The sequence below is a fragment of the Cryobacterium sp. genome (assembly GCF_025463825.1).
Lineage (GTDB): Bacteria > Actinomycetota > Actinomycetes > Actinomycetales > Microbacteriaceae > Cryobacterium.
The window spans coordinates 1-25,751 of sequence record NZ_JAODBG010000119.1; the positions used below are offsets into that span (position 1 = coordinate 1).

25 protein-coding genes are annotated in these 25,751 nt (G+C 70.2%); 8 read left to right on the forward strand and 17 right to left on the reverse strand.

Annotated features, from left to right (window positions below; translation table 11 throughout):
* A partial coding sequence (locus tag JWP54_RS14370) for a thioredoxin domain-containing protein (RefSeq protein ID WP_297373245.1) occupies positions 1 to 826 on the reverse strand: 826 nt, incomplete at its 3' end.
* A gap of 223 nt (positions 827 to 1,049) precedes the next feature.
* Here JWP54_RS14370 and JWP54_RS14375 point away from each other — a divergent pair.
* Positions 1,050 to 1,745, forward strand: a complete 696-nt coding sequence (locus JWP54_RS14375; protein ID WP_297373246.1) for a hypothetical protein — start codon at positions 1,050 to 1,052, stop codon at positions 1,743 to 1,745.
* Between the two features lies 1 nt (position 1,746).
* On the opposite strand, the gene pnuC is transcribed toward JWP54_RS14375, so the two are convergent.
* From pnuC to JWP54_RS14390, 3 genes are all read right to left on the reverse strand, one after another.
* Positions 1,747 to 2,415 carry a nicotinamide riboside transporter PnuC gene (gene pnuC, locus JWP54_RS14380; RefSeq protein ID WP_297373247.1) on the reverse strand — a complete coding sequence of 223 codons (669 nt, stop codon included), beginning with the start codon at positions 2,413 to 2,415 and terminating at the stop codon, positions 1,747 to 1,749.
* Positions 2,416 to 2,494: 79 nt separating this feature from the next.
* The gene (gene msuE, locus JWP54_RS14385) at positions 2,495 to 3,076 is read right to left on the reverse strand and encodes an FMN reductase (protein ID WP_297373248.1); all 582 of its coding nucleotides are present in this window, start codon (positions 3,074 to 3,076) and stop codon (positions 2,495 to 2,497) included.
* 65 nt (positions 3,077 to 3,141) lie between these two features.
* Complete coding sequence (locus JWP54_RS14390; RefSeq protein WP_297373249.1) at positions 3,142 to 3,975, reverse strand: aldo/keto reductase; 834 nt, start codon at positions 3,973 to 3,975, stop codon at positions 3,142 to 3,144.
* Positions 3,976 to 4,159: 184 nt separating this feature from the next.
* On the opposite strand from JWP54_RS14390, the gene JWP54_RS14395 reads away from it, so the two are divergent.
* The gene (locus JWP54_RS14395; RefSeq protein ID WP_297373250.1) at positions 4,160 to 8,209 is read left to right on the forward strand and encodes a DUF3418 domain-containing protein; all 4,050 of its coding nucleotides are present in this window, start codon (positions 4,160 to 4,162) and stop codon (positions 8,207 to 8,209) included.
* Between the two features lie 45 nt (positions 8,210 to 8,254).
* On the opposite strand, the gene JWP54_RS14400 is transcribed toward JWP54_RS14395, so the two are convergent.
* A complete protein-coding gene (locus tag JWP54_RS14400; RefSeq protein WP_297373251.1) occupies positions 8,255 to 8,731 on the reverse strand; it encodes a MarR family transcriptional regulator in 477 nt (158 codons plus the stop codon).
* 128 nt (positions 8,732 to 8,859) lie between these two features.
* Here JWP54_RS14400 and JWP54_RS14405 point away from each other — a divergent pair, with 128 nt between their 5' ends.
* Complete coding sequence (locus JWP54_RS14405; protein WP_297373252.1) at positions 8,860 to 9,234, forward strand: DoxX family protein; 375 nt, start codon at positions 8,860 to 8,862, stop codon at positions 9,232 to 9,234.
* Between the two features lie 116 nt (positions 9,235 to 9,350).
* Here JWP54_RS14405 and JWP54_RS14410 read toward each other — a convergent pair whose 3' ends face one another.
* The 7 genes from JWP54_RS14410 to JWP54_RS14440 all read right to left on the reverse strand — a co-directional run bounded on the left by JWP54_RS14410 (position 9,351) and on the right by JWP54_RS14440 (position 16,462).
* Complete coding sequence (locus tag JWP54_RS14410) at positions 9,351 to 10,103, reverse strand: amino acid ABC transporter ATP-binding protein (RefSeq protein WP_367274233.1); 753 nt, start codon at positions 10,101 to 10,103, stop codon at positions 9,351 to 9,353.
* Between the two features lie 41 nt (positions 10,104 to 10,144).
* Positions 10,145 to 11,161: an amino acid ABC transporter permease gene (locus JWP54_RS14415; RefSeq protein ID WP_297373499.1), complete on the reverse strand. Its 1,017-nt coding sequence runs from the start codon at positions 11,159 to 11,161 to the stop codon at positions 10,145 to 10,147.
* An 18-nt stretch (positions 11,162 to 11,179) separates the two neighbouring features.
* The gene (locus JWP54_RS14420) at positions 11,180 to 12,073 is read right to left on the reverse strand and encodes an ABC transporter substrate-binding protein (RefSeq protein ID WP_297373254.1); all 894 of its coding nucleotides are present in this window, start codon (positions 12,071 to 12,073) and stop codon (positions 11,180 to 11,182) included.
* 256 nt (positions 12,074 to 12,329) lie between these two features.
* On the reverse strand, positions 12,330 to 13,352 hold the full coding sequence (locus JWP54_RS14425) for an iron-siderophore ABC transporter substrate-binding protein (RefSeq protein WP_297373255.1): 1,023 nt from the start codon (positions 13,350 to 13,352) through the stop codon (positions 12,330 to 12,332).
* Between the two features lie 67 nt (positions 13,353 to 13,419).
* Positions 13,420 to 14,313 (reverse strand): ABC transporter ATP-binding protein, encoded by an 894-nt coding sequence (locus JWP54_RS14430; protein ID WP_297373256.1) that lies wholly within the window; start codon positions 14,311 to 14,313, stop codon positions 13,420 to 13,422.
* A complete protein-coding gene (locus JWP54_RS14435) occupies positions 14,313 to 15,389 on the reverse strand; it encodes an iron chelate uptake ABC transporter family permease subunit (protein ID WP_297373257.1) in 1,077 nt (358 codons plus the stop codon). The genes JWP54_RS14430 and JWP54_RS14435 overlap by 1 nt, the downstream gene beginning before the upstream one ends.
* Complete coding sequence (locus JWP54_RS14440; RefSeq protein ID WP_297373258.1) at positions 15,386 to 16,462, reverse strand: iron chelate uptake ABC transporter family permease subunit; 1,077 nt, start codon at positions 16,460 to 16,462, stop codon at positions 15,386 to 15,388. Before JWP54_RS14440 ends, JWP54_RS14435 begins: the two co-directional genes overlap by 4 nt.
* Positions 16,463 to 16,665: 203 nt before the next feature.
* Here JWP54_RS14440 and JWP54_RS14445 point away from each other — a divergent pair, with 203 nt between their 5' ends.
* On the forward strand, positions 16,666 to 17,550 hold the full coding sequence (locus tag JWP54_RS14445) for a PhzF family phenazine biosynthesis protein (protein WP_297373259.1): 885 nt from the start codon (positions 16,666 to 16,668) through the stop codon (positions 17,548 to 17,550).
* Between the two features lie 52 nt (positions 17,551 to 17,602).
* On the opposite strand, the gene JWP54_RS14450 is transcribed toward JWP54_RS14445, so the two are convergent.
* Positions 17,603 to 18,502, reverse strand: coding sequence for a sulfurtransferase (locus tag JWP54_RS14450; RefSeq protein WP_297373260.1), 900 nt, complete (start codon positions 18,500 to 18,502; stop codon positions 17,603 to 17,605).
* 73 nt (positions 18,503 to 18,575) lie between these two features.
* Here JWP54_RS14450 and JWP54_RS14455 point away from each other — a divergent pair, with 73 nt between their 5' ends.
* The 3 genes from JWP54_RS14455 (at position 18,576) to JWP54_RS14465 (ending at position 21,819) form a co-directional block, all read left to right on the forward strand.
* Positions 18,576 to 19,784, forward strand: a complete 1,209-nt coding sequence (locus JWP54_RS14455; RefSeq protein ID WP_297373261.1) for an MFS transporter — start codon at positions 18,576 to 18,578, stop codon at positions 19,782 to 19,784.
* A gap of 186 nt (positions 19,785 to 19,970) precedes the next feature.
* Positions 19,971 to 20,951, forward strand: a complete 981-nt coding sequence (locus tag JWP54_RS14460; RefSeq protein WP_297373262.1) for a serine hydrolase — start codon at positions 19,971 to 19,973, stop codon at positions 20,949 to 20,951.
* Positions 20,952 to 21,000: 49 nt separating this feature from the next.
* Positions 21,001 to 21,819: an aldo/keto reductase gene (locus tag JWP54_RS14465; RefSeq protein WP_297373263.1), complete on the forward strand. Its 819-nt coding sequence runs from the start codon at positions 21,001 to 21,003 to the stop codon at positions 21,817 to 21,819.
* Between the two features lie 5 nt (positions 21,820 to 21,824).
* On the opposite strand, the gene JWP54_RS14470 is transcribed toward JWP54_RS14465, so the two are convergent.
* The 4 genes from JWP54_RS14470 to JWP54_RS14485 are packed head-to-tail and all read right to left on the reverse strand — an operon-like array spanning position 21,825 to position 24,712.
* The gene (locus JWP54_RS14470; protein ID WP_297373264.1) at positions 21,825 to 22,811 is read right to left on the reverse strand and encodes an aldo/keto reductase; all 987 of its coding nucleotides are present in this window, start codon (positions 22,809 to 22,811) and stop codon (positions 21,825 to 21,827) included.
* Positions 22,812 to 22,820: 9 nt separating this feature from the next.
* Positions 22,821 to 23,612 carry a GNAT family N-acetyltransferase gene (locus JWP54_RS14475; protein ID WP_297373265.1) on the reverse strand — a complete coding sequence of 264 codons (792 nt, stop codon included), beginning with the start codon at positions 23,610 to 23,612 and terminating at the stop codon, positions 22,821 to 22,823.
* Between the two features lie 5 nt (positions 23,613 to 23,617).
* Positions 23,618 to 24,475 carry an alpha/beta fold hydrolase gene (locus JWP54_RS14480; RefSeq protein WP_297373266.1) on the reverse strand — a complete coding sequence of 286 codons (858 nt, stop codon included), beginning with the start codon at positions 24,473 to 24,475 and terminating at the stop codon, positions 23,618 to 23,620.
* A gap of 24 nt (positions 24,476 to 24,499) precedes the next feature.
* The gene (locus JWP54_RS14485; RefSeq protein WP_297373267.1) at positions 24,500 to 24,712 is read right to left on the reverse strand and encodes a hypothetical protein; all 213 of its coding nucleotides are present in this window, start codon (positions 24,710 to 24,712) and stop codon (positions 24,500 to 24,502) included.
* 162 nt (positions 24,713 to 24,874) lie between these two features.
* Between JWP54_RS14485 and JWP54_RS14490 the strand changes: the two genes are divergently transcribed.
* Positions 24,875 to 25,747, forward strand: a complete 873-nt coding sequence (locus JWP54_RS14490; protein ID WP_297373268.1) for a DUF4349 domain-containing protein — start codon at positions 24,875 to 24,877, stop codon at positions 25,745 to 25,747.
* The last annotated feature ends 4 nt before the right edge of the window (positions 25,748 to 25,751 follow it).

A 25,751-nucleotide genomic window follows, 5' to 3' on the forward strand; every position in this document is an offset into this window, starting at 1 on the left:
AGGCCTTCGTGTACAGCTCGAGCAGCTGCGCGTTGTCGTAGAGCATCCGCTCGTAGTGCGGGTCGCTCCAGTCCCGGTTCACCGCATACCGGAAGAACCCGCCCTCGACCGGGTCGCGCAACGGTGATGCACCCATCCGCTTGAGGGTGCGGAGGGCCAGGTCGCGGGAGTCGTCCCGGTCCAGCAGCAGGGCCAGCGCGGGTGAGGCGGGGAATTTCGGGGCTCCGCCGAAGCCGCCGTAGACCGGGTCTTCGGCGGCCGCGAGGGTGGCGACGATCGCGGCAAGCTGGGCCTGGTCGGGCAGCCGGCGCTCCGCCGGGTCCGGGGCCGGTTGCGCCAGCGCCTCGGCCAGTCCGGCCGCACTCTGCTCCACCTCGTTGCGGCGGCTGGTCCAGGCATCCGTCACCGCGTCGAGCACCTCACGGAACGCCGGATGACCCGGCATCGGCACCGGCGGGGAGTAGGTGCCGGCGTAGAACGGCCGGCCGGCCGGGGTGACGAAGACGTTCAGCGGCCAGCCGAGGTTCTGGGTGAACGCGCCGGCGGCGGTGAGGTAGCTGGCGTCGACGTCCGGATGCTCCTCCCGGTCCACCTTGATGCTCACGAAGTGCTCGTTCAGGTACGCGGCTACGCCCGAGTCGCTGAAGCTCTCGCGTGCCATCACGTGGCACCAGTGGCAGGTGGCGTACCCGATCGACACGAGAACGGGCACATCGCGCTCGCGCGCCTCGGCGAACGCGGCCTCGCCCCACGGGTGCCAGTCGACCGGGTTCTCGGCGTGGGAACGCAGGTAGGGGCTGATGGCATCGGCGAGGCGATTCGTCATGCATCCATTGTGCCGCGACACCTTCCATCTCGCCCCGTCGTTGCGCGAACGCTCAGCCGCAGGTTGCCGGGACGGGCGATGGAGAGTCTTGCCGTGCCCGGGAGTGGCTGTGAGACTTGATAGTCAACCGCGGCGCGCTCGCCAGGATGCGCCGCCCGCGCACCATCCGCAGCCGGAGGCACCGTGACCCACGACGACGTGACAGCATGAGCGAGAACCGCCCGTGACCGAACGCACGATGACCCCGGCCGAAGCGGCGGCGCTGCTCGAGGTGCCCGTCGACGCCGAACTCGAGCAGGTCGAACGTGCCTTCCGCTATCAGGCCCAGCGGTCGCATCCGGACCGGCTGGCCTCGGCGTCGCCCGCGGAGCTGGCCGCGGCGGCCGCCCGGTTCGACCGGTTCACCCTGGCGCGTTCGGTGCTGCGGGCGGCCGACGACGAGCGCCGCCACTCCCCCGGCATCGGCGCCCCCGGGCCGGAGCGCGGGCCGGTGGGCGGCCCGACCGCGCCCGGCTCATCCGCGCGGACGGGCCGCAGGTTCGCGGAGGAGTCCTGGGGGGGCCCGGTGTGGGCGGCCGACGAGCCCTACCAGCCGGTGGTCCCGGCGGGGCCGTGGTTGTTCTGGGTGTGGCTGGGGCTGTACGTCGTTGCGGCCGTGATCGCCTTCATCGGCGGCCCGCTGCCGTACTCCGGGCTGGACCTCTGGCTGCGGCTGCTGCCGCTCGGGCTCGCCGCCGGGGCGTACGCCCGCACCGGCCGGCAGGGGTTTCTCGCCGTGGTCGTGGCGCTGGGCGGCGCGACCGCCGCGCTCACCATTGCGTTCGCGTCGTTCGGACCGCTCGTGTCGATGATCCTGCTCGCGGCGCCGGTGCTCGGCCTGGTGGCGTTGGGCCGGTACCGTCGGCTCATCCGGCCCTGACTCAGGCCGGGGCGTGCTCGAGCAGCAGCTGCCGGCGGCGCTGCACGCGGGTCCAGATCACGAACCCGGTGAGCGTGAACGCACCGTAGAAGAGATACAGCACCGCAGAGGCGTAGTAGCCGGCGCTGATCAGCAGCGGCACCCCGACGATGTCCACCGCCACCCAGATCAGCCAGAACTCCGTCCAGCCGCGGGCCATGCCGTAGGTGGCCAACAGCGACCCGGTGAAGATCCAGGCGTCGGCCCAGACCGGTTCGAACGAACCCAGGGCGCGGAAGATCGGGGTGAGGATGAGGGTTCCGGCGATCAGGCCCACGCCCAGGCCGATGCGCGCCCGGCTGCCGGCCCAGTGCGGGGCGACGGCGACGTGCCCGGCCCCGCGGCTGCGCGACCACTGCACCCAGCCGTAGAGCGACACGACGATGAACATGACCTGCCGGCCGGCCTGGCCGAGCAGGTTCACCGGGTTGGGGGTGCCGAAGACGGCACCGAGGAACACCGTGAAGAGCAGGGCGTTGCCGATGATGCCGACGGGCCAGGCCCAGAGCTTGCGGCGCATTCCGCCGACGGCGCTGGCGATGCCGAAGACGTTGCCGATGATCTCCCGCCAGAGGATCGTTTGGCTGCCGACCTGCAGTTGGGCGTCGAACAGCCAGTCGATCAGGGACATCGGGTGCTTCTTTCTGCGGATGGGTCGCATCCGGTACGTCCCAATGTAAGGCGTGGGGGCGCGGGACTATTCCGCGCGGCTACCAGACGATGGCGGCGGAGTCCGCGGACAGGTTGGCCGGCAGGCTCGCGCGCACCAGCGGCAGTCCGCGGCGGATGGCCTGGTCGATCCGTTCGCTGAGCTCAGCGTTGGTCACCCGGTAGTTGGTGAAATCGGAGTCCTTGGCGTACACGCCCAGAGGAAGGGTCAGGGCCTGGAAGAAGCTGAACAGCGGCCGGAACTGGTGCTCGAGGATCAGTGCGTGCCGGTCGCTGCCGCCGGTCGCGGCCAGCAGCACCGGCTTGTCGACCAGGGAGTATTGCTCGACGAAGTCGAAGACGTGCTTGAACAGGCCGGTGAACGAGGCCCGGTACACCGGGGACGCCACGATGAGGAGGTCGGCGCCCTCGATGCGCTGCAGGTCGGCTTCGGCCGCCGCGGAGAGCTCGTCGCGGCGCAGCGCGCCGGAGAACTCGCGGCCCACCTGGCTGAGTTCGATCAGGTGCACGTCGATCGAGAGTTCCCGTTCGAGCGCGGCGAGGATCTCCCGCACCAGGGCGGTCGTTTTCGACGGCGCGTGCAGGCTGCCGGAGACGGCGACGACATTCAGGGTGTACGACATGCTTCGACGCTAGGGCCGCCTGCCGGATGCCGCCACTCGCGCCGACACACGGCGTAAGACGGCGGCTAGTTGACCTCGTTGGGGTGCGAGCCGACCCGGCCGCCCCGCTCGAGCGCCGTGATGGTGGCCAGCTCGGTGTTGCTCAGCTCGAAATCGAAGACATCGAAGTTCTCGGCCATCCGCTCACGGCGGTTGGACTTGGGGAAGACGATGTTGCCGGACTGCAGGTGCCAGCGGATGACCACCTGCGCCGGGGTCTTGCCGTGTGCCTCGGCCGCCGCGGTCACCACGGGCTCCTCGAGCAGCGGGTACTTGCCCTGGCCGAGCGGCCCCCAGGCCTCGATCTGCATGCCATGCTGGCGTGAGAACGCGGCGACCTCGGCCTGCTGGCCGGCCGGGTGGAGCTCGATCTGGTTGACCGCCGGCACGACATCGGTCTCGCTGATGATCCGCTCGAGGTGCGGCACCAGGAAGTTAGAGACGCCGATCGAGCGGGCGCGGCCGCTCTCGCGGATCTGCGCGAGGGTCTTCCAGCTCTCCACGTACCGGTCCTTCGCGGGCGTCGGCCAGTGGATCAGGTAGAGGTCGACGTAGTCAAGGCCGAGCTTCTCCAGGCTCGCATCGAAGGCGTCCAGCGCCGACTGGGTGCCCTGGTCGTCGTTCCACAACTTCGTGGTGATGAACAGCTCCGACCGGTCGATGCCGGAGGTGGCCAGCGCCTTCCCGACGCCTTCCTCGTTGCCGTAGATCGCGGCGGTGTCGATGTGGCGGTAGCCCACCTCGAGCGCGTCGGAGACGATGCGCGTGGTCTCGGTCGGTTCGACCTTGAAGACCCCGAAGCCGAGCTGCGGGATGGTGTGGCCGTCGTTCAGTGCGATGGTGGGTACGGAATTCGTCATCCATTGAGCCTAGGGACTGGGCCCGAGCGGCGCACGTCAGGTGTGCCCACAGCGTAATCGGCGCACCTGTTGCCGATGCGGACAACTGTTGCCGGCGCACCGGGTGCAAATGTCCGCTGAGGCAACAGTTGCGACCCGGGCCCGTCGTCGGGGGCGTGCCTGGAGGCAATACGATGGAGGGCTAATGATTCCCGTCCAGATCACCTTCCCGCCCGAGTTGCCGATCAGCCAGCGCCGCGACGACATCGCGCGCGCCATCCGCGACAACCAGGTCGTTATCGTCGCCGGGTCCACCGGATCGGGCAAGACCACCCAGCTGCCCAAGATCTGCCTGGAGCTCGGCCGGGAGTCGATCGGTCACACCCAGCCGCGCCGGCTCGCCGCGCGCACCATCGCCGAGCGCATCGCCGAGGAACTCGGCCAGGAGGTCGGCGAACTCGTCGGCTACCAGGTGCGCTTCACCGACCGCGTCGGCGCGAATACCCGCATCAAGCTGATGACCGACGGCATCCTGCTCAACGAGATCCACCGCGACCGGATGCTGCGCAAGTACGACACCATCATCATCGACGAGGCGCACGAGCGCAGCCTCAACATCGACTTCCTGCTCGGCTACCTGCAGCAGCTGCTGCCCCAGCGCCCCGAGCTCAAGCTGATCATCACCTCCGCCACCATCGACCCGGCCAGCTTCGCCAAGCATTTCGCGGCCGCCGACGGCACCCCGGCGCCCATCATCGAGGTGTCCGGCCGCACCTATCCGGTCGAGATCCGTTACCGGCCGCTCGTGGCCGAGGCCGCGATCGACGACGAGGACGAGATCACGGATGCCGCGCCCAGCGTGGACCGCGACTACATCGAGGGCATCTCCGCCGCGCTCGACGAGCTCGAGCAGGAGTCCAACGGGGACGTGCTGGTGTTCCTCTCCGGTGAGACCGAGATCCGCGACGCCGCCGACGCGCTGCAGGGCAAGTTCGCCGGCGGTGGCCGCACCAGCCCCACCGAGGTGCTGCCGCTCTACGGCCGGCTCTCCTCCGCCGACCAGCACAAGGTGTTCCAGCCCTCCACCGTCGCCGGGGTGCGGCGTCGCATCGTGCTGGCCACCAACGTGGCCGAGACCAGCCTCACCGTGCCTGGCATCCGCTACGTCATCGACGCCGGCACCGCCCGGATCAGTCGTTACAGCGTGCGCTCCAAGGTGCAGCGACTGCCGATCGAGGCCATCGCGCAGGCCTCCGCCAACCAGCGCTCCGGCCGGAGCGGCCGCACCAGCGACGGCATCGCCATCCGCCTGTACAGCGAAGAGGACTTCACCCGCCGGCCGGAGTACACCGAGCCGGAGATCCTGCGCACCAACCTGGCCGCGGTGATCCTGCAGATGATCTCGCTGGGCCTGGGCGACATCGCGCAGTTCCCGTTCCTCACCCCGCCGGACTCCCGCAACATCAAGGACGGCCTCGACCTGCTCACCGAGCTCGGCGCGGTCAAGGCCGTCGTGGCGCCCACCGGTACCCCCAGCGAAGACCCGAGCCAGGCCGGCGGTCGCTCCGGTCGCAATGGCGGCCGTAACGGCGGGCGCGGGCGTGGCGGCGGGCGGATGGCCGTCACGGCCGGCACCCACAGCCTCACCCGGGTGGGCCAACAGCTGGCCCAGCTGCCCATCGACCCGAGGTTCGGCCGCATGGTGATCGAGTCCAAGGCGCAGGGCACCAGCCGCGAGGTGATGGCCATCGTCGCCGGCCTCACCATCCAGGACGTGCGCGAGCGCCCGCTCGAGCGCCGTGGGTCCGCCGACGAGAAGCACGCCCGGTTCGCCGACCCCACCAGCGATTTCCTCTCGCTGCTCAACCTCTGGAACTACCTCGAGACCCAGCAGAAGGAGCTCGGCTCCAGCGCGTTCCGGCGACTGTGCAAGAACGAGTACCTCAACTACCTGCGGGTGCGCGAGTGGCAGGACGTCTACAAGCAGCTCCGCCAGCTGGCCAAGCCGCTTGGCCTGCACATCGGCGACCCGGCCGTGAACCCCGACGGCATCCACCGGTCGATGCTCTCGGGCCTGCTCTCCCACATCGGCCTGAAGGATGTGGCCAAGAAGGACTACGTCGGCGCCCGGCAGCAGCGGTTTGTGCTCTTCCCCGGTTCCGCGCTGGCCAAGAAGCAGCCCAATGCCGTGATGAGCGCCGAACTGGTCGAGACCAGCCGCCTGTTCGCCCGGATGAACGCCGTCGTCGACCCGGCCTGGGCCGAGCAGCTGGCCGGCGACCTGTGCAAGCGCAGCTACTCCGAGCCGCACTGGGAGAAGAAGCAGGGCGCCGTGGTCGCCTACGAACGGGTCACCCTCTACGGGGTGCCGATCGTGCCGCGCCGCCGGGTGCAGTTCTCCCGGGTGGACCCGGCCTACGCGCGCGAGCTGTTCATCCGGCACGCCCTCGTCGACGGCGAGTGGGACCTCGACCGGGTCGACCAGCGGGTGACCGCGTTCGACCGCGCCAACACGGCGCTCCGCAAGGAACTCGCCGAGCTCGAGGAACGCACCCGGCGCCGCGACATCCTCTTCGACGACGAGGCCGTCTTCGAGTTCTACCACCGCCGCATCCCGGCCGAGGTGCACAGCACCCGCACCTTCGAGACCTGGTGGCGGGTCGCCCGCGCCCAGACACCCGACCTGCTCACCATGACCGCGGATGCTCTCGTGCCCGAGGACGCGCCGGAGATCGACGAGTCGCTGTTCCCGCCGGTCTGGCAGCAGCGCGACCAGCGGTTCGCGCTGGGCTACCGGTTCGAGCTCGGCGAGGAGGACGACGGCGTCACGGTGCAGGTGCCCCTCGCCCTGCTCGCCCGGGTCTCCCCCACCGGCTTCGACTGGCAGGTGCCGGGCCTTCGCGCCGACCTGGTCACGTCCCTGATCAAGTCCCTACCCAAGGCCATCCGGCGAAACGTCGTGCCCGCCGCCGACTGGGCGGTGCGCCTGCTCGCCGAGCTGCCGCCCGCCCCCGGTGTTGAAGGGGGTTCGCTGGTTGAGCCCGTCGAAACCTCGCGACATGCCTCAAATAGCGCCCCCTCGCTGGTCGAGCTTGTCGAGACCCCGCGAGTCGCCTCGAACCGCACCCACAGCCACGGCGACACATCCGACCCGTCCTTCGCCGAGACCCTCGCCGCCCTCATCCAGCGCCTCACCTACGTGCCCGTCACCGTGCGCGACTTCGACCTCTCCCGGGTGCCCGCGCACCTGCGGATGACCTTCCGGGTCGTCGACGAGCGCGGCCGGGCCGTGGCCTCCGGCAAGGACCTGGCCGAGCTGCAGCGCCGGCTGGGCACCAAGGTGCGCGAGAGCGTCGCCAAGGCCTCCGCCGCCACTCCGAAGAACGCCATCGAGCGCGGCGGCCTCACCACCTGGGACTTCGTCGAGCTGCCCCGCTTCATCGACACCAAGCAGGGTGACAACACCATCCGCGGCTACCCCACCCTGATCGACGACGGCACGTCGGTGAGCATCCGCATGATGAGCACCGCCGAGGAGCAGGCCCGCACCCTGCCGGGCGGAGTACGCCGGTTGCTGCTGTTGGCGACCGCATCACCGGTGGCGTACGTGCAGCAGCACCTCACGGGCGGCGAGAAGCTCTCGCTGGCCACGAGCCCGTACCGGTCGACCCAGGCCCTGTTCGACGATTGCCTCGCGGCGGCCGTGGACGACGTGCTCTACCGGGTGCGCCCGGACGGTCTGGTGTTCATGAAGGCCGAGTTCGACAGCATCCGGGACCGGGTCTCCGGGGTGGTGATGGACTCCATGTTCGAGACCGTCGGCCTCGTCGCGCGCATCCTCACGGCCTCCCGCGCCGCGGACAAGGCGCTCAAGGGTTCCACGAGCATGGCCCTGCTCGCCGCGTTGACGGATGCCCGTGAGCAGCTGAACGGGCTGGTCTTCCCCGGTTTCGTCAGCGCCACCGGGCTGGCCCAGCTGCGGCACGTGCCGCGCTACCTGGGCGGCATCAGCGCGCGCATCGAGAAGCTTCTCGACAACCCCAACCGGGACCGGGTCTGGATGAACGAAGTGCAGTCGGCCACGGCGAAATTCACCGACGCTGGCGGGCGCATCCCGCTGCCGGCGGATGCCGCGCCCCACCTCGTGCGCGCGCGATGGATGATCGAGGAGCTGCGCATCAGCCTTTTCGCCCAGGAGCTGCGAGCGGCGGAAAGTGTCTCCCTGCAGCGCATCCAGAAGGTGCTCGCCTCCTGACCCCACTGTCCCGCGAGCCGTGACCTGAGCCCCAAAACGCGCGTTTTAGGTGCTCAGCTCACAGTTCGCGGGGTCGTCGGCGTGCGTGAGGGCGCGGGCCACCTCGTTCAGGGACTCTACCTGGGCGGGGGTGAGCCGGTCGAAGACCAGGCGGCGCACCTGCGCGACGTGGCCGGGCGCCGCGGCGACGAGCTTGGCCATGCCCGCGTCGGTGAGGGTCGCCAGCACCGCCCGGCGGTCATCCGGCGCCATCCGCCGCGTGGCATATCCGGCTGCCTCCAGCCGGGCCACGATGCGGGACAGCCGGGATTGTGACGTGTTGGAGGATGCGGCCAACTCCGTCATCCGCATGCAGTGATCCTCCCGCTCCGAGAGCATCACGAGCACCATGTAGCCCGCCATGGTCAGGTCCGAGTCCCGCTGCAACTGCGAATCGAGTGCCGCCGGCAAGAGGAAGAGGACTCCCGCGAGGGCCTTCCACGCGGCCAGCTCGTCGGCGCTCAGCCACTCCGGTTCGTCCATGTTTCCACCCTACCGAGATTTATTTGACGAGGAAAGTAGTTCACGCTAGTTTATTTGAAGCGGCAACTACTTCCGCTGCAAATATCATCGCGTTCGGCGTCGGGCCGACATCAGCTCCGGAGTCCCCCATGAACATCGCCATCTGGATCATCACCGGCCTGCTCGCCCTCGCCTTCATCGGCGCCGGCCTGATGAAGGTCGCCCAGCCCCGCGCGAAGCTCGCCGCGAACGGCATGGCCTGGACCAACGACTACTCGGATGCCGGCGTGAAGCTCGTCGGCCTCGCCGAACTGCTCGGCGGCATCGGCCTGGTCCTGCCCGCGCTCACCGGGATCGCCCCGGTCCTGGTACCCATCGCGGCCGCCGCCCTCACCGTGATCATGATCGGCGCCGTCGTCTGGCACCTCCGCGCCAACGACGCCAAGGGCGCCCTGCCCAGCGCGGTGCTCGGCATCCTGTCGCTTGTCGTGGCCGTCACCCGCTTCGGCCCCTGGGCGTTCTAATCGGCAACGGCACCGGCAAATAAGGAAATAGCGACGGAATACGGACCGAATCGCACCTAACGTCCTTGTCAGCGACCTTTATCCTTGCCAGAGGGCTGGGGCGCCTGTCGCGCTTGTCAGAGCACCTTGGAAAGGAACGCCTGGGTGCGGGCGTGCCGCGGGTTGGCCAAGACCTCGCTGGGCAGCCCGGACTCGACCACCACCCCGGCGTCCATGAAGACCAGGGAGTCGGCGACCTCGCGGGCGAAGCCCATCTCGTGGGTGACCACGATCATGGTCATGCCCTCCTTGGCCAGGCCCTTCATCACGTCGAGCACCTCGCCGACGAGTTCGGGGTCGAGCGCGCTGGTGGGCTCGTCGAAGAGCATCAGCTTGGGCTCCATCGCCAGCGCCCGGGCGATCGCCACCCGCTGCTGCTGCCCGCCGGAGAGGTGCGCCGGGTAGTAGTCGGCCCGGTCGGCCAGTCCCACCCGGGCGAGCAGGTCACGGGCGGTGGCCTCCACCTTGGCCTTGGGCAGCCCCTTCACCCGCAACGGCGCCTCCATCACGTTCTGCAGCGCCGTCATGTGCGGAAACAGGTTGAAGCGCTGGAAAACCATACCGATGTCGCGGCGCTGCTTCGCGGCTTCCTTCGGCGCCATCTCGTAGAGCTTGCCGTTGGACTCGCGGTAGCCGATCAGCTCACCGTCCACGCTCAGCCGCCCCGCGGAGAGCACCTCGAGGTGGTTGATGCAACGCAGGAATGTGGACTTGCCCGAGCCGCTCGGCCCGACCAGGCACATCACCTCGCCGCGCCTCACCTCGAGGCTGATGCCCTTGAGCACCTCGTTCGAGCCGAAGCTCTTCGTCACCTGCTCTGCAAGCACCATCGGCGGTTCGACGACTGTGCTGCCCGGTCCTGTGCTGCCGCTCATCGTGCTCCTTCGGTGCCGGGCGTGCCGGGGGTGTCCTGTTTCGGCGGCAGCACCACGGTCGGCTGCCCCGCTCCGATGACGGGTAGGGCGCCGGTGAGAGCGGTGGCGTTGCCCGCATCCGACTTGTTCGACTGCCGGTCGCCCACGCCGCGGGAGAAGCGCTTCTCGAGGAAGTACTGCCCGACCATGAGGATCGAGGTGAAGAACAGGTACCAGATCGACGCCACGATCAGCAGCGGGATCGGGTTGAAGGTCTCCGCCGAGATGTCTCGTGATCGCGTGAACAGTTCGAGGCTGAACGGCACGGCGGTGACCAGCGAGGTGGTTTTCAACATCGAGATCACCTCGTTGCCGGTCGGCGGGATGATCACGCGCATCGACTGCGGCAGGATGACCCGGGTCATCGTCTGCGACCAGCTCATCCCCAGCGCGATCGACGCCTCCTCCTGGCCCTTGTCCACGGAGAGCAGGCCGGCGCGCACGATCTCGGCCATGTACGCGGCCTCGTTCAGGGCCAGGCCGATCACGGCCAGGGTGAAGGTGTTCAGCGCCGCGTTGGTGCTGAATGAGATCCACGGGGTCATGAACGGCAGGCCGATGTCGATGGTGGTGTAGATCAGCGAGATCAGGCCCCAGATGGTCAGCTGAACGTACACCGGGGTGCCGCGGAAGATCCACAGGTAGAACCAGGCCACGCTCTTGACCACGGGATTGGGTGAAAGCCGCATCACGGCCAGGATCACACCGAGGACGATCGCGATCACCATCGAGAACACGGTCAGCTCGATGGTGACCAGGGCGGCCATGGAGATGCGCCGGTCGAACAGGTACTTGCCCACCGCCGGCCAGTCGTACGCGGGCCGGAAGGCCGCGTCGATGACGAAGAGGGCGAAGATCGCCACGAGCAGGACCGCGAACACCATCCGCCACGGGTGCCGCAGCCGGATGGCCTTGATCGGCGCGGATGCATCCGGTTGGCCCAGCGGCGGGGTGACCGCCGCCGGGCCGTTCACGTTCGTGGTGCTCACGGGCTAGCCGTTCGCGGCTGCGTTGATCGTGATTTCGTCGATGCCGCCGTCAGCGACGCCCCATTCGTCGAGGATCGCCTGGTAGCTGCCGTCGTCGACCATGGACTGCAGGGCGGCCTGCACGGCCGTGGTCAGTTCGGAGCCCTTGGCCACGACGATGCCGTACGGGGCCACGTCGAAGGTCTCGCCGGCGGGCTGCAGCTTGTCACCGGTCTGCGCGATGGCGTACAGGGTGACCGGGGAGTCGGCGCTGAGCGCATCCGCCTGGCCGAGGATGACGGCGTTGGTGGCGGCGTCCTGCGTGTCGAACTTGAGCTTCTCGATCGGCGGCTTGCCGGCAGCGACGCAGGCGTCGCTCTTGGCGGGAACCTCGTCGGTGTCCTCGTACGTGGTGGCCTGCACGGCGACCTTGAGGCCACAGGCGTTGTCGGGGTCGACGTCCTTGCCCTTCTGGGAGGCCCACTGGATGCCGGCGGTGTAGTAGTTGACGAAGTCGACCTGCTGCTCGCGCTCGACGGTGTCGGTGAACGACGATTCGCCGATGTTCGCCTTGCCACCGGAGACGCTCGGGATGATGTTGTCGAACTTGGCGACCTGGAACTCCGGCTCGAGGCCGAGCTTGGCGGCGATGCCGTTGGCGATCTCGATGCCCCAGCCGATCGGGTCGCCGGCCTCGTTCTTGAACTCGTTGGGCGCGTAGGTGGGGTCGGTGCCGATGACCAGAGTGCCGGTGTCGGCGACCTCGGCGGGCACGAGTGCCGCTGCCGCGTCGTCGGCCTCGATGGCCGGTGCCGTGCTTTCGGAGCCACCCGTGGCGGGTGTCGAGTTGTCGACACAGCCGGTGAGCATCAGAGCCGCAGCGGCGGCGAGGGCGGGGAATACGTATCTAGCGCGCATGGCACAACCTTCTTCGTAGGGCGTCGAGGTTTGGGTTCGACAGAATTGCAGTGGCGGTACGACTGCAGCGAGCCTAATACACCCCTGCGCTGGAGGAATGGGCTCTCGATATCGGTTCGGGAACAGCCGACAACTCGCCCGTCAAGGCTACCGCGCCCCGTGTCGTCGGCTTTCCAGGCCCCAGGGACACGACGAAGCGCCCGACCGAAACCGGCCGGGCGCCTCCCTGCACTGTGCTCGCGTGCGACGGATGCGCCTACTCGGCGGCGTCCGCGGCCAGCGCAGCAGCCGAGAGCAGGTCGACGTAGTCGTCGATGCCCCAGGTGAGCGAGAGTCCGGTGGGCGGGGAAACCGACGAGACGAAAGCGGGCCCGAACGGGGACGCCACGGCGCCGGCCTGCACCTGCGGCATGACCTGGGCGTAGCCGGCGGCGAGGAAGGCGTTGGTCTCGTCCTCGGTGGCGCCGAAGTTCACGATGACGTCGCTGCTGAGCTGGTCGAGCTGCTCATAGCTGAGCGTGTAGAAGAATTCGGACTCTCCGTTGGCCAGCTCGGCAACGCTCGGTGCGCTCTCGAAACCGAGCTCGGTGGCGAAGGTCACCCGCGGGTCGGCATCCGTGTAGACGTAGAACACTCCACCGGTGTCGGAGGTGAGGGCGACGGTCTTGCCCTCGAACTCCGGGTGCGCCGCGGCCTTTTCCGCGATCGTCGTGTCGATGTCGGCCAGCAGGGTGGTGGCTTCCTCGGTCTTGCCCAGCGCGGTGCCGGTGATCTCGATCAGCTCACGCCAGTCGGTGGACCAGGGCTCATCGGGGTACGCCACGACGGGGGCGATATCGCTGAGCAGTTCGTACTGCTCCTCGGTGAGGCCGGAGTACGCGGCGAGGATCACCTCGGGCGCGGCCTCGGCGATTTCCTCGTAGGGCGGTTCGGTGGAGTCGGAGAGCACCGTCGGCAGGTCCTCGCCCTGCTCGTCGAGGGCCTCGGAAATCCACGGCAGCACGCCGTTCTCGTCGCCGCCGTAGGCCTGGAACGGGATGGCGACGGGAATCACGCCGAGGGCGATGGCGTCGTCGGCGCTGCCCCAGCCCCAGGTGACCACCCGGGTGGGTTCGGCGTCGATGGTGGTTTCACCGAAGGCGTGCTCGATGGTGACGGGGAACGAGCCGCTCGACGCTGCATCGGAGCCGGCGTCGCTGTCGGCGGCGGAGCACCCGCTGAGCGTGAGGGCGGCGATGGCCGCGGTCGCGGCGAGCACGGTGGTCAAACGTCTGGGCACAGGTAACTCCGGTTCTGAAGAGGGAAAGGGTCAAGCTGATAAGGGTAGCCTTCCCTAATATAGTGGCTCAGGCCGGTCTGTGGAACCGTCCGATGGGCACGACCAGGGGCGCTCCGCAGACCGGGTCGGCGATGATGCGGGCACGCAGGCCGAACGCCTCGAGCACGACGGCCTCGGTGAGCACCTCCGCGGGGGTGCCCTCGGCGAGAATGCGGCCCTGTCGCATGACCACGAGCCGGTCGGCATACCGGGCGGCCAGGTTGAGGTCGTGCAGCACCATCACCACCGTGGTGCCCTGCTGGTGGTTGAGCTCGTGCAACAGATCGAGCACCTCGACCTGGTGCGTCACGTCGAGGAAGGTGGTGGGCTCGTCGAGCAGCAGGAGGTCGGGCTTCTGGGCGAGGGCCATGGCGATCCAGACCCGTTGGCGCTGGCCGCCGGAGAGTTCCTCCATGCGCCGCGGGGCCAGTTTGAGGGTGTCGGTTGCGGCCATGGCCGCGGCGACGATGGCGTCGTCGGTGCTCGACCAGTGCCGGAACCAGCCCTGGTGCGGGTACCGGCCGCGGCCGACGAGGTCGGCCACGCCGATGCCTTCGGGCGCGATGGGTTGCTGGGGCAGCAGGCCCACAATCGTGGCCACCTGGCGGCTCGGCAGGGCCGTGATGTCGCGGCCGTCGAGGGTCACCGCGCCGGCCTGCGGTGGCAGCAGCCGGGCGAGGCCGCGCAGCAGGGTGGACTTCCCCGAGGCGTTGGCGCCGACGATCACGGTGACCGCGCCGGGTTCGATCGCGAGGTCGAGGGCGTCGACGATGCGGTTGCCGTCGTAGCCGAGGCTGAGGCCCGTCGCGGTCAGTTCGTGGCGGCCGGATGCGGCGGGCTCGCCAGGCGCGGCTGCCGTCGGGCCTGCGGCGGCGGCGTTCGTGGCGGCGGTGTCGGCGGCCTGGTCGGTGGGCTGGGGCATCAGGCTCCCTTTCCGATTCGGTTCTGGGTCGCGAGCAACCAGAGCAGGTAGGGGGCGCCGATCGCACCCGTGATGATGCCGGCCGGCAGTTCGAGCGAGCCGGGCAGCAGATGCTGGGCGGTGAAGTCGGCGACGGTGGTGATCAGAACGCCGATCAGCGTCGCGGGCAGGAGGGCCAGGCTGCCGGTGCCCACCAGCCGGCGGGCGATCGGCGCCGAGACGAACGCGATGAACGCGAGCGGACCCACGAACGCGGTGGCGAGGGCAGCGAGCGCCACGGCCGCCACGAGAAGCGCCAGCCGGGAGCGTTCGGCGCGCACGCCGAGGCTGTTGGCGGTGTCGTCGCCGAGCTGGAGCATCCGCATCCGCCCGGCGAGCACCCCGACGCCCGGCAGCAGCACCGCCAGGCACCCGGCCAGCACCGCGATTTCCGGCCAGCGGGCGCCACTGACGCTGCCCACCAGCCAGGTGAGGGCGTCCTGGGCGTTCCGGAGGTCGGCGCGGGAGAGCAGGTAGCCCAGCAGGCCCTGCACCATGAACGCGACGCCGACGCCGATGAGCACGAACCGGTAACCCACGACTCCGCCGCGCCAGGCGAGCAGGTAGATGGCCGCGGTCACGATCATGGCACCGGCGAAGGCCATCGCCGAGGTGGCGACGCTGCCCAGGCCCAGCACCAGCAGGCCGAACACCGCGGCGGCGCTGGCGCCGCCGGTGACGCCGATGATGTCGGGGCTGGCCAGGGGGTTGCGCAGCACGGTCTGGAACAGCGCGCCGGAGACGGCGAACGCCACACCGACGATAATCGCCAGGGTGAGCCGCGGCAGACGCAGCTTGAAGACGATGAAGTTCTCGCTGCCCGAGCCCTGGCCGGCCAGGGTGCGCAGCAGGTCGGGAACGCTCAGGCTGTAGGCGCCCACCATCAGGCTCACTGCGGCGACGACCAGCGCCAGCAGGGCCAGCACCAGCACGATGCGGCGTTCCCGGCGGTGCGTGAGAGTGCGGGCCAGCACCAGCGGCGCGGCGGCATCCGCTGTCGGCGCCGGGGGGACGGATGCGCGCAGGCCCCCGCTCACAGTCCGGCCAGCTTCACGCGGCGCACGAGCGCGATGAGCATCGGGGCGCCGAGGAACGCGACGACCAGGCCGGCCTCGATCTCCCCGGAGCCGCCCAGCACCCGGCCGAGCACGTCCGCGGCCAGCAGCAGCACCGGGCCGAGCACGGCGGAGTAGAGCAGGATCCAGCGGTAGTCCGGGCCGGTGAAGCGGCGGGCGATGTGCGGCACGGCCAGTCCGACGAACACGATCGGGCCGGCCATCGCGGTCGCCGATCCGCAGAGCAACACCACGGCGACGGCGCAGACGATGCGGGCGGCCACGAGATTCTGGCCGAGGCCGCGGGCCAGGTCGTCGCCGAGGGCGAGCGCGTTGAGCATCCGCCCGGCCAGCAGGCAGAGCACCGCGCCGGCGGCGATGAACGGGGCCAGTGGCAGGGTGGAGTCCAGGTCGCGGGCGACGAGCGATCCGGCCGACCAGAACCGGTACTTGTCGAACGCCTCGGCGTCGCTGAGCAGCACGATCGTGATCAGCGAGGTCAGCAAGGCGGTGAGGGCGGTGCCGGCCAGCGCCAGCTTCACCGGGGTGGCGCCCTCGCGGCCGAGCGAGCCGACCACGTAGACGATCACGGCGGCGGCGAACGCGCCGGCGAAGGCGAACCAGACGTAGCCGAGCGCGGAGGTGACGCCGAACCAGGCGATGCCGGCGACGACGAAGAGGGAGGCGCCGGCGTTGACGCCGAGCAGGCCCGGGTCGGCCAACGGGTTGCGGGTGATGCCCTGCATGAGGGCGCCGGCCAGGCCGAGCGCGAGGCCGGCGAGCAGGCCGATCACGGTGCGGGGCACCCGCAGATCGAGCACCACGGTGTGGTCGGTGCTGCTGGGGTCCGGGGTCAGCAGTGCCGCGAGCACGGTGCCGAACGGGATGGCGCGGCTGCCGATCACGAGGGACGCGGTGACGGCAAGGACCAGCAGGATCACCGCGAGCAGCAGACCGGTGAGTTGGCGGCGGCGCGGCACCCGCAGGACATCCTCCGCGACCGCGGAGCCGCGGCCGGGCGCGTCCGTCGTCCCGGTTCCCGCTGAGGTAAGCATTACCTAAGTATGCCAGCCCGCGCCGTTCCGCAACATGACCCCTGCCCGTTCTCGGACCCGCCCTCCCCCTGACCGGCCCGGTTTCGCTAGTGGGGTGCGGGTCCGCACGAGCGGATCCGGGCCGGTCATGATCCGGCGGACGAGGCCAGGGACGGTGGATTGGCATCGGGCGCCGGCGGTCGGGGGCTGGCAGCATAGGTGGCATGACCGCTACCGCGCCTGGAACCATTCCCGTCCTGCGGTTCGCCGCGTTCACCGACCCCGCCACGGGCCGCGGCCAGGACGGTGGCAACCCCGCCGGCGTCGTGCTGGACGCGAGCGGCCTCGACGACACCGCCATGCAGGCACTCGCGGCGCAGGTCGGCTATGCCGAGACGGCCTTCGTCACGGTGCCCGTCGTCGACGGCGACCGGCGGCACAGCCGGCTGCGGTTCTTCTCCCCCGTCGCCGAGGTGCCCTTCTGCGGACATGCCACTGTCGCCACGGCGGTGGCGCTGGCCGGCCGGGGCGGCGTCGGGGCGCTCACGTTCGACACCAGCGTCGGGCCGATCACCATCGAGACCCGCAACACGGATGCCGGCATCACAGCGTCGTTCACCAGCGTCGAGCCACAGGTGCGTCCGATCGTACCCGGGGTGCTGGCCGCCCTCCTCGGACTGCTCGGCGTTCCCCCCGCGGCCCTGCACCCCGATTTCCCGCCGCGGTTGTCCTTCGCCGGCAACTGGCATCCGGTGCTGGTCTTCGCCGACCAGGGCCAGTTCGACACCTTCACCTTCGAGCCCACCGCGATGCGCGCGCTGATGGATGAGCAGGGCTGGGCCGGCACCGTCACCACCCTGTCGGTGCGGGGCCCGGCCGAATTCGAGGCGCGCAACCTGTTTCCGGTGGGCACGATGAGCGAGGATCCGGCGACCGGGTCGGCTGCCGCCTCGGTCGGCGGTTACCTGCGCGAGCTCGGCCGGGTGGCGCCGCCGGCACGCGTCGTCATCCGCCAGGGGCGCCACGTCGGCCGGCCGAGCCTGCTGCTGGTGGACGTGCCCGTCACGGGCGGCATCGTGGTGAGCGGCAGCGCGGCCCAGATCGACTAGCACTCGCGGCAGCGCTCGCGGCACGCGTTAGGCCCGGCGGCACGCGGTACACCTAGTGCCGACGGGCGTGACTAGGCCGCGACGCTCCGGTGCCGGCACCCGGCTCAGCGCCGGTGGCGACCGGACGGTCGGGCAGGTTGGCCCACTGCGACCAGGAGCCCGGGTACAGCGCCGGGGTGAAGCCGGCCACGGTGAGGGCCACCGCTTCGTGCGCGGCCGTGACGCCGGAACCGCAGTAGACGCCCACGTCGAACCCGTCTCCCGGTGCGGACCGGGCACGCACGCCGAGCGCTTCGAACCGGGCCCGCAACGCGGCGGCGGACAGGAACCGGCCGTTCGCGTCGAGGTTACCGCCGGTCGGGGCGTTGATGGCGCCGGGGATGTGGCCGGCGCGCGGGTCGATCGGTTCGGTGTCGCCCCGGTAGCGTTCGGCGGCGCGGGCATCGAGCAGCACGCCGTCCTCGGCGAGCGCGGCCGCCGCATCCGCGTCGAGGGTGGGCAGGGAGCCGGGCGCGAGGGTCACCGAACCGGCCGGAACCGGCTCCTCCCCCGCCACCACCGGCAGCCCCTCGGCGCGCCAGGCGGCCAGGCCACCGTCCAGCAGGCGCACGTCGCGCACGCCGGCGTTCCGCAGCAACCACCACGCCCGGGCGGCCGACATGTTGCCCAGGTCGTCGTAGACCACGACCGTGTCGCCGTCGTCGAGGCCCCAGCCGCGGGCGGCGGCCTGCAGGTCGGCCAGGGCAGGCAGCGGATGCCGGCCGTCGGCCGGTTCCCCGTGCCCGGCCAGCTCGGTGTCCAGATCGACGTACACGGCACCGGGCAGGTGCCCGCGCCGGAACTCCGCCCGGCCGGGCGGGCCACCGAGCTTCCACCGTACGTCGAGGATCCGCGGCGCGGGGCCGGCAACGAGGAGCTCGGCCAGTCCGGCCGCCGAAATCAGAGTGCGCATCCGTTCACGTTAGCGGGCAGCGGACCCGACCCGCAGTGCGCCGGGCGCCACTCCGGCCGTAGACTGAACGGTTGTGAGCAGTTACTGGACCCTTCTGAAAACCCCGGGCGTCGCCCGACTCATCGGAGCCCAGCTCACCGCCCGATTCCCGTTCGGGATGCTCTCACTCGCGTTCCTGATCCACATCGAGGCACTGTTCGACTCCTACGCGGCCGCCGGCCTCGTGCTGGCCGCCATGAGCATCGGCCAGGCCATCGCCGGCCCGCTCACCTCCCGGCTGATGGGCCGCTTGGGCATGCGCCCGGTCATCATCGCCACCATGGCCGTCTGCACGGCCTCGATCGTCGCCATGGCCCTGGTGCCGCTGCCCATCGTGGGCCTGATGATCGTGGGCTTCGTCGCCGGCCTGTCGATGCCGCCCATCCAGCCGGCCGTGCGCACCATCTACCCCAAGGTCGTCAACTCCCGCCAGCTCGCGCCGCTGTTCTCCCTGGACGCCTCCGCGCAGGAGATCATCTGGGTGCTCGGACCGGTCATCGCCACCTTCGTGGCCATCCAGGTCAGCAGCATCGCCGGCATCCTGCTCGCCGCGTTCTTCCTCGTCGCCGGCGGCATCTGGTTCGTGGTCCTGCCCGAGGTCGGCCGGGTGCGCATCCCCCGCAGCCGTCGCAAACTCGGGGTGGTGCTGAAGAAGCCCGAGGTGCTGCTGAGCACCGTCGTGGGCTTCATGCTCGTGGCCGCCTGCGCCGCCGTCGAGGCCGGCGTGGTCGCGGTGTTCGGCCACGGCAGTGCGAACGCCGGTTGGGTGCTGGGCATCTTCGCGGTCGGCTCCCTCATCGGCGGGCTCGCCCTTGGCCATGCCCCGATCGGCCCCTGGGCGCTGGCCGGCCGGATGCTGATCGTCACGATCGGCCTGGCTGTCGCCGCGATCTGGCTGAACTTCTGGTGGCTCTCCGGGGCGCTGCTGCTGGCCGGGATCGGCATCGCGCCGTCCTTCGCCGTCCTGTTCGGCATCGTCTCGGCGAGCGTCAAATTCAGCGACACCGCGGAAGCGTACGGCTGGATCGGCACCGGGCAGCTCATCGGCGCCGCGCTCGGCTCCGCGCTGGCCGGCTTCGCCATCGACCACTCCGGCGCCGCGTCCGCGATCTATGTCGCCGCCGGTTTCGCGGCCCTCGGCACGATCATCCCCGCGCTCGGCCGCCGCTGGCACCCCGACCTGCGCGGGCGCGACGTGAGCCCGATCCCCGACACCGAACCGATCAGCATCCAGGTCTCCTGACCCGCGAACGATCCTCCGGACAGCACCGTCCCGCGCTGTTCCTCATGAGCCCCTGGAATCGGCACTTCCGCACTGCGGGCCCCGCAACTACGGTTGTGCCATGACAGCGCCGCAGCCGACCGCCCCTGCCCGAGACGCACCGATGCAGAACAGGCCCGGCGCCCCCTCGATCCCCGGCGCGCAGCCGTGACCGCCGGAACCGACGCCACGCTCGCCGCCGGCCTGCGAATGCGCGTCGGCCGGCGCCACCGCGTGATCGCCGCGGCCACCGTGACGTCGGGTGAGGTGACCACGGCGACGCTCGGCGCCGACCCCGACGCGGACTTCGAGATCGGGTCGATCTCGAAGGGCTTCACGGGCCTGCTCTACGTCGACGCTCTCGAGCGCGGAGAGATCGATGCTCGGTCGACCCTGGGCGACTATCTGCCGCTGGGATCGAGCGCGGCCGCGGCGTTGGCCCTGCGGGAGGTGAGCACCCACTCCTCGGGGCTCCCCCGGCTTCCGCCGGGAATCGTGTCGCCGCGCACGATGGGTCAGATGTGGCTTCACGGGGCGAACCCGTACGGGGAGGACTTGCCGGAGCTGCTCGAGCAGGTGACGCAGGTGAAACTCGGCCGGCCCCGCCCCGCCTATTCCAATCTCGGCTTCGAGTTGCTCGGGCACGCGATCGCCGCCGCGGCGGGCACCACCTACCGCGAGCTGGTGGCGGCCCGGCTCACCGGACCGCTCGATCTGCCCAGCGTCTACGCGCCCTCCTCCGCCGACGAGCTGCGTTCCGGCTCCCTCCTCGGAACCAGCCGACTCGGACGACCGCAACAGGCGTGGACGGGTGAAGCCCTCGCGCCCGCCGGCGGCATCCGCGCTTCAATCCAGGACATGGGCCGGTTCACTCTCGCGCTCCTGGACGGGTCGGCGCCGGGCATCGCCGCGCTCGACCCCGTCGCGCCCCTGGCGGGCCCGGCGGTGCGCATCGGGGCGGCCTGGATCACGCTTGACCGGCACGGGCGCCACATCGTCTGGCACAACGGCGGCACGGGCGGGTTCCGGTCGTGGATCGGGATCGACCGCGCCGCGGGGACCGGGGTCGTGGTGATCTCCGCGACGGCACGCTCTGTCGACCGGCTCGGGATGTCGATGCTCACCGCGCTCACAGAGGCTGCCGGCTGACGCGGCCGGCTCCGGCGGCGTGGTTGACCGGCTTGGTTTAATGGGAGGCATGGATCACACGCTGAAACTCAACGACGGTCAGCTCATTCCGCAATTGGGGCTGGGCGTGTACAAGGTGGCGGATGCCCTGGCGGCGGACACCGTGCAGTTTGCGTTGGAGGCCGGCTACCGGCACGTCGACACCGCTGAGCTGTATGCCAATGAGCGCGGCGTCGGCGAGGGCCTGGCCCGGGTGGGCCTGCCGCGCGCCGAGGTTTTCGTCACCACCAAGGTCTGGAACGACCGGCACGGCTACGACGACACCCTGCGCGCCTTCGACGAGAGCCTGGCCAAGCTGGGCCTTGACTACGTCGACCTGTACCTGATCCACTGGCCGGCGCCGCGGCAGGACCGCTACGTCGACACCTACCGGGCCCTGGAGGCCCTCCGAGCCGACGGGCGGGCCCGCTCGATCGGCGTGTCCAACTTCCACCCCCACCACCTCGACCGGCTGCTGGCCGAGACGAACGTCGTGCCGGCGGTCAACCAGGTGGAACTGCACCCGTGGCTGGTGCAGACGGAGGCGCGCGCCTACAACGCCGCGCACGGCATCCGCACCGAGGCCTGGTCGCCGCTGGCCCGCGGCCGGGCGATCGGTGACCCCACCCTCGACGCGATCGGTGCCCGTTACGGCAAGTCCGCCGCGCAGGTGGTGGTCCGCTGGCACCTGCAGCTGGGCAACATCGTGATCCCCAAATCGGTGACGCCGGAACGCATCCGAGCGAACTTGGACGTCTTCGACTTCACCCTGACGGATGCCGACGTCGCCGCGATCTCTGCGCTGGACGCGGGCGAGCGCACCGGCAAGGACCCCGACGACCTCGGCTGAGCCCCCTACCAGCGCGGGTGGATGGCCTCCCGCAGCAGGCGGTCGTAGATGTCCTGCACGCCGACCATGAACTCGTCGGGCAGCTGCGGCAGAGCGCCGGCTGAGCCGTTGCCCTGGGCCTGCTTCACGGACCGGGCGCCGGGGATGACCGAGCTGACGCCATCGATCTGCGCCACCCAGGCCAGCGCCGCCTGCGCCGGGGTGAGTCCTTCCGGCACCAGGGCGGCGAACTCGTTGGCGGCGGTCAGGCCGGTCTCGAAGTCCACGCCGGAGAAGGTCTCCCCCACGTCGAAGGCGCTGCCGTCGCGATTGAAGTTGCGGTGGTCGTTCGCGGCGAAGGTGGTCTCGCGGGTGTACTTGCCGGTGAGCAGGCCGCTGGCCAGCGGCACCCGGGCGATGATTCCCACGCCGGCGGCGCGCGCAGCCGGCACGACCTCGTCGAGCGGCTTGAGCCGGAACGCGTTGAGGATGATCTGCACGGTCGCGATGCCGGGCCGGGCGATGGCCGCCAGGGCCTGCTCACAGGTTTCCACGCTCACACCGTAATTGGCGATCACCCCGTCGTCGACGAGGGTGTCGAGGGCGTCGTAGACCTCACCGGAGTCGATCACCGCGCTCGGCGGGCAATGCAGCTGCACCAGGTCGAGCGTCTCGGTGCCGAGGTTCCGGCGGGACCGCTCGGTCCAGGCCCGGAAGTTGTCGAGCACATAGTTCTCCGGCAGCTGGTCGACCCTGCGGCCCATCTTGGTGGCCACGGTGATGCCCTCGTCCGGGGCGACGTGCTCGAGGAAGTGCCCGATGATCTGCTCGCTGCGGCCGTCACCGTAGACATCCGCGGTGTCGAAGAAGGTGACGCCGGCGTCGACGGATGCGGCGAGCACCTCGGTGGCGTCGGCTTCGGTGACGTCGCCCCAGTCGGCGCCGAGCTGCCAGGTGCCCAGTCCGATGACGGAGACGGTGCGGCCGGTTCTGCCTAGTGTTCTCGTGTTCATCTGACCAGCCTAACCACGCGTCCAGGTGTAGGGCGTGGTGGTGGAGACCTTCACCAGGCCAGAGCGCTCAAGGATCGGGCGGGAGTCCTCGGTGGAGTCGCTGTGCACGAGCGTCTTGCCCTGGGCGAGGGCGGAGCGGGCCCGGGCGTTCAGCAGGGCGCGGTAGATGCCCCGACCGCGGTAGCCGGCCAGGGTGGCGCCGCCCCAGATGCCGACGAAGTCGGTGCCGGGCACCGGTTCCAGCCGGCCGCCGCAGACGAACCCGCCGTCGGCCTCGGCCGCCCACAGCTCCATGCCATCGCCGCGCGCGAGGCGATCCAGCAGAACCTCGGCCATCCGGGTGTCGACGGGATCGCCGAACGCCTCGTCGACTGCGGCGCTCATCGCCCGCACGTCGGCCGCCGAGGTGACCCGGCGCACCGTCACACCGGCCGGGACGGCCACGTCGGTGCAGAGCGCCTCGAGCGGGCCGATCATGATCGATTCGGGGTCGTCGGGCGTGAAACCGGCCGCGAGTAGCGTCCTGTGCAGTCCGGGCGCGGCGTCGTGACCGCGACTCTTCCATTCCACCCGGGTGATCGACGCGTCGGCCCGGAAATGCGCCAACGCGCCGGCGACCAGCCCGTGGATCGCGGGGGCGTCGGCCCCGTCGAGGTCGCGGTAGGTGATGAAGCCGCGTCCGCCCGGGAAGGTCACCAGGCGCAGCGGGCCGAGCCGCGTCACGCCGATCGCACCGGAGGTTTCCGCGTCGGTGCGCAGTTGATCGTCATAAGCCTGGAGGTAGCGCGCGGAAGCAGTCATCTGGTTCATGCTGGCACATCCGTCGGGGCGGCCCCGTCGAGCACCCGCACCAGCACCCGGCCGATGCGGCTGCGCACGATGTGGTCGTTCGCCTCGACCCGGTGGGTGGTGACGTGACGCATCCGCTCGACCACCCGCAGGCTGCCCGGCGCGACGAACGCGTCGAGCGCCCCGTAGATGAGGTCGACCGGCTGGTGCAGCACGGCGATGTCACTGACCATGGTCTGCGATTCGATGCAGTTCTTGAGCGACTTCACGAACGGCGTCCAGTTCTCGGCTGTCAGATCCAGGATGCCCTTGGGCAGCAGCCGGGAGAGCACCGCGGCGTTGGCGAGGGTGAAGTCCCGGTTGGCGCGCAGGAACTCGTAGGCCCGGAGGTAGGCGGACACCCGCGCCCGCACCCAGGGGTCGCCGATGTCGGAGGGCGAGAGGTAGATCGGCGGGCCGACCAGCACCAGCCGGGACACCCGGGTGCCCGGGCTGGAGAACCAGCGCCGCTCGGCCGCGTACCGGGTGGCGATCAGGCTGCCGAGGGAGTGTCCGACCAGTACGAACGGTTCGCGCAGCCGGAGCGCCCGGATGGTCCCGGCGAGCGCGGCAACGTGGTCGTCGAGGGTGTACTCGCAGTCGGCGGGCGCCGGGGAGGCGCCATGGCCGAGGATGTCGATCGCGATCACCCGGTGCCGCGGCGCGAGCAAGGGGACGACCTTGCGCCAGGTGGCGGAGGTGGACGCGATACCGTGCACCAGGATCACCACCGGTCCGCTGCCGGTGTCGGTGTCCAGGTGTAACCGTGGGGCACGGCGCCGACGCAGACGATCCGTCAACGCCGTGGCCCTGGACCGACCCGGGAGCTCGTCCACGGGTCGCTGTGAAGCTTCGACGGGCTAGCGCAGCCCTTCTTTGTAGTCGTTCTTGGCCCGGGTGGCGTCCCGCTCCGCTTCCGCGCGCTTGACGTCCCCTTCGGCCTTCCTCACCTCGGCGTCCGCCTTGACCTCATCGAGCTTGTCGGAGACGCGTTCCTTCGTGTCCTCGGCGGCACGGCCGATCTTCTGGCCGGTTGCGTCGAGCGCGTCCTTGGCATCGTCTGCAAATCCCATGGGTTCCTCCTCAAGCACGAACTGAATGTTTCTTCGGGCGCTGGCACCGCGCCAGCGGCACCGTTTCGAGCGTACGGCCCGGCCTCGCGCCGAGACTCGATTGTGATCCGACTCCCAGACATCACCCAGATTTGCGCGATGGCCCGACCCTACAGTGGGGCCATGAAACACAGCAGCACGCACCGAGGTTCCGCCTCCCGCGCCGGTTGGGCGGCCGGTGCCGTTCTCGTCACGCTGCTGCTGGCCGGTTGCACAGCCGGTCAATCCGACAGTTCGAGCAGCGAGTCCGGGCCGCGGGACAGTCCCAGCGAGGTGCAGGGCGAGTCCGGCGACGCAGCCACCGCCGAAGACGCCTCGGTCGCCGACCGGTCCGTGGTCACCACCGGGTCGGTCTCGGTCACGGCGACCGACCCGATCAAGGCGGCCCAGGATGCCGTCACCGTCGTCGAGCAAGCCGGCGGCCGGGTCGACAACCGCACCGAGAACCCCGAGACCGACACCCAGGCCGCGAGCGCCAACCTGTCCCTGCGCATCCCGGCCGGAGACCTCGACCGCACCCTCGACGAGCTGCGGGCGCTCGGCACGGTGAATCACGTGTCACTGAACGCCTCCGACGTCACCCAGCAAAGCGCCGACATCGATGCCCGCGTCACCGCCCTGACGACCTCGGTCGACCGGCTCCTCGCCCTGATGGCCCAGGCGACCAGCACCACCGACCTGATCGCCATCGAGGGCGAACTCTCCACCCGCCAGGCCGACCTGGAGAGCATGAAGTCCCAGCGGGACTACCTGTCCGACCAGATCGAATACTCCACCATCACCCTCGACCTGTACGCCACCGGCACGATCGCCGCCGGCGCGCCCGACAACTTCTGGACGGGCGTGGTGGCCGGCTGGCACACCATGGTGGCGGTCCTCGGAGCGGTCCTGGTAGGCGTCGGATTCATTCTGCCCTGGCTGGTACCCGTCGCCGTCATCATCGGTATCGTCGCCCTCATCGTGCGGCTGATCACACGAAAGGGAAAGGCTACGTAGGCTT

Excerpts from the sequence above, each read along its gene's own strand:
- JWP54_RS14475 (WP_297373265.1), bottom strand. The coding sequence starts at position 23,612 with ATGACTGCTTCCGCGCGCTACCTCCAGGCTTATGACGATCAACTGCGC.
- JWP54_RS14470 (WP_297373264.1), bottom strand. The coding sequence starts at position 22,811 with ATGAACACGAGAACACTAGGCAGAACCGGCCGCACCGTCTCCGTCATC.
- JWP54_RS14490 (WP_297373268.1), top strand. The coding sequence starts at position 24,875 with ATGAAACACAGCAGCACGCACCGAGGTTCCGCCTCCCGCGCCGGTTGG.
- JWP54_RS14410 (WP_367274233.1), bottom strand. The coding sequence starts at position 10,103 with ATGGTGCTTGCAGAGCAGGTGACGAAGAGCTTCGGCTCGAACGAGGTG.
- JWP54_RS14465 (WP_297373263.1), top strand. The coding sequence starts at position 21,001 with ATGGATCACACGCTGAAACTCAACGACGGTCAGCTCATTCCGCAATTG.
- JWP54_RS14430 (WP_297373256.1), bottom strand. The coding sequence starts at position 14,313 with ATGCCCCAGCCCACCGACCAGGCCGCCGACACCGCCGCCACGAACGCC.
- JWP54_RS14395 (WP_297373250.1), top strand. The coding sequence starts at position 4,160 with ATGATTCCCGTCCAGATCACCTTCCCGCCCGAGTTGCCGATCAGCCAG.
- JWP54_RS14420 (WP_297373254.1), bottom strand. The coding sequence starts at position 12,073 with ATGCGCGCTAGATACGTATTCCCCGCCCTCGCCGCCGCTGCGGCTCTG.
- pnuC (WP_297373247.1), bottom strand. The coding sequence starts at position 2,415 with ATGTCCCTGATCGACTGGCTGTTCGACGCCCAACTGCAGGTCGGCAGC.
- JWP54_RS14485 (WP_297373267.1), bottom strand. The coding sequence starts at position 24,712 with ATGGGATTTGCAGACGATGCCAAGGACGCGCTCGACGCAACCGGCCAG.
- JWP54_RS14440 (WP_297373258.1), bottom strand. The coding sequence starts at position 16,462 with ATGCTTACCTCAGCGGGAACCGGGACGACGGACGCGCCCGGCCGCGGC.
- JWP54_RS14400 (WP_297373251.1), bottom strand. The coding sequence starts at position 8,731 with ATGGACGAACCGGAGTGGCTGAGCGCCGACGAGCTGGCCGCGTGGAAG.
- msuE (WP_297373248.1), bottom strand. The coding sequence starts at position 3,076 with ATGTCGTACACCCTGAATGTCGTCGCCGTCTCCGGCAGCCTGCACGCG.
- JWP54_RS14390 (WP_297373249.1), bottom strand. The coding sequence starts at position 3,975 with ATGACGAATTCCGTACCCACCATCGCACTGAACGACGGCCACACCATC.
- JWP54_RS14405 (WP_297373252.1), top strand. The coding sequence starts at position 8,860 with ATGAACATCGCCATCTGGATCATCACCGGCCTGCTCGCCCTCGCCTTC.
- JWP54_RS14445 (WP_297373259.1), top strand. The coding sequence starts at position 16,666 with ATGACCGCTACCGCGCCTGGAACCATTCCCGTCCTGCGGTTCGCCGCG.
- JWP54_RS14450 (WP_297373260.1), bottom strand. The coding sequence starts at position 18,502 with ATGCGCACTCTGATTTCGGCGGCCGGACTGGCCGAGCTCCTCGTTGCC.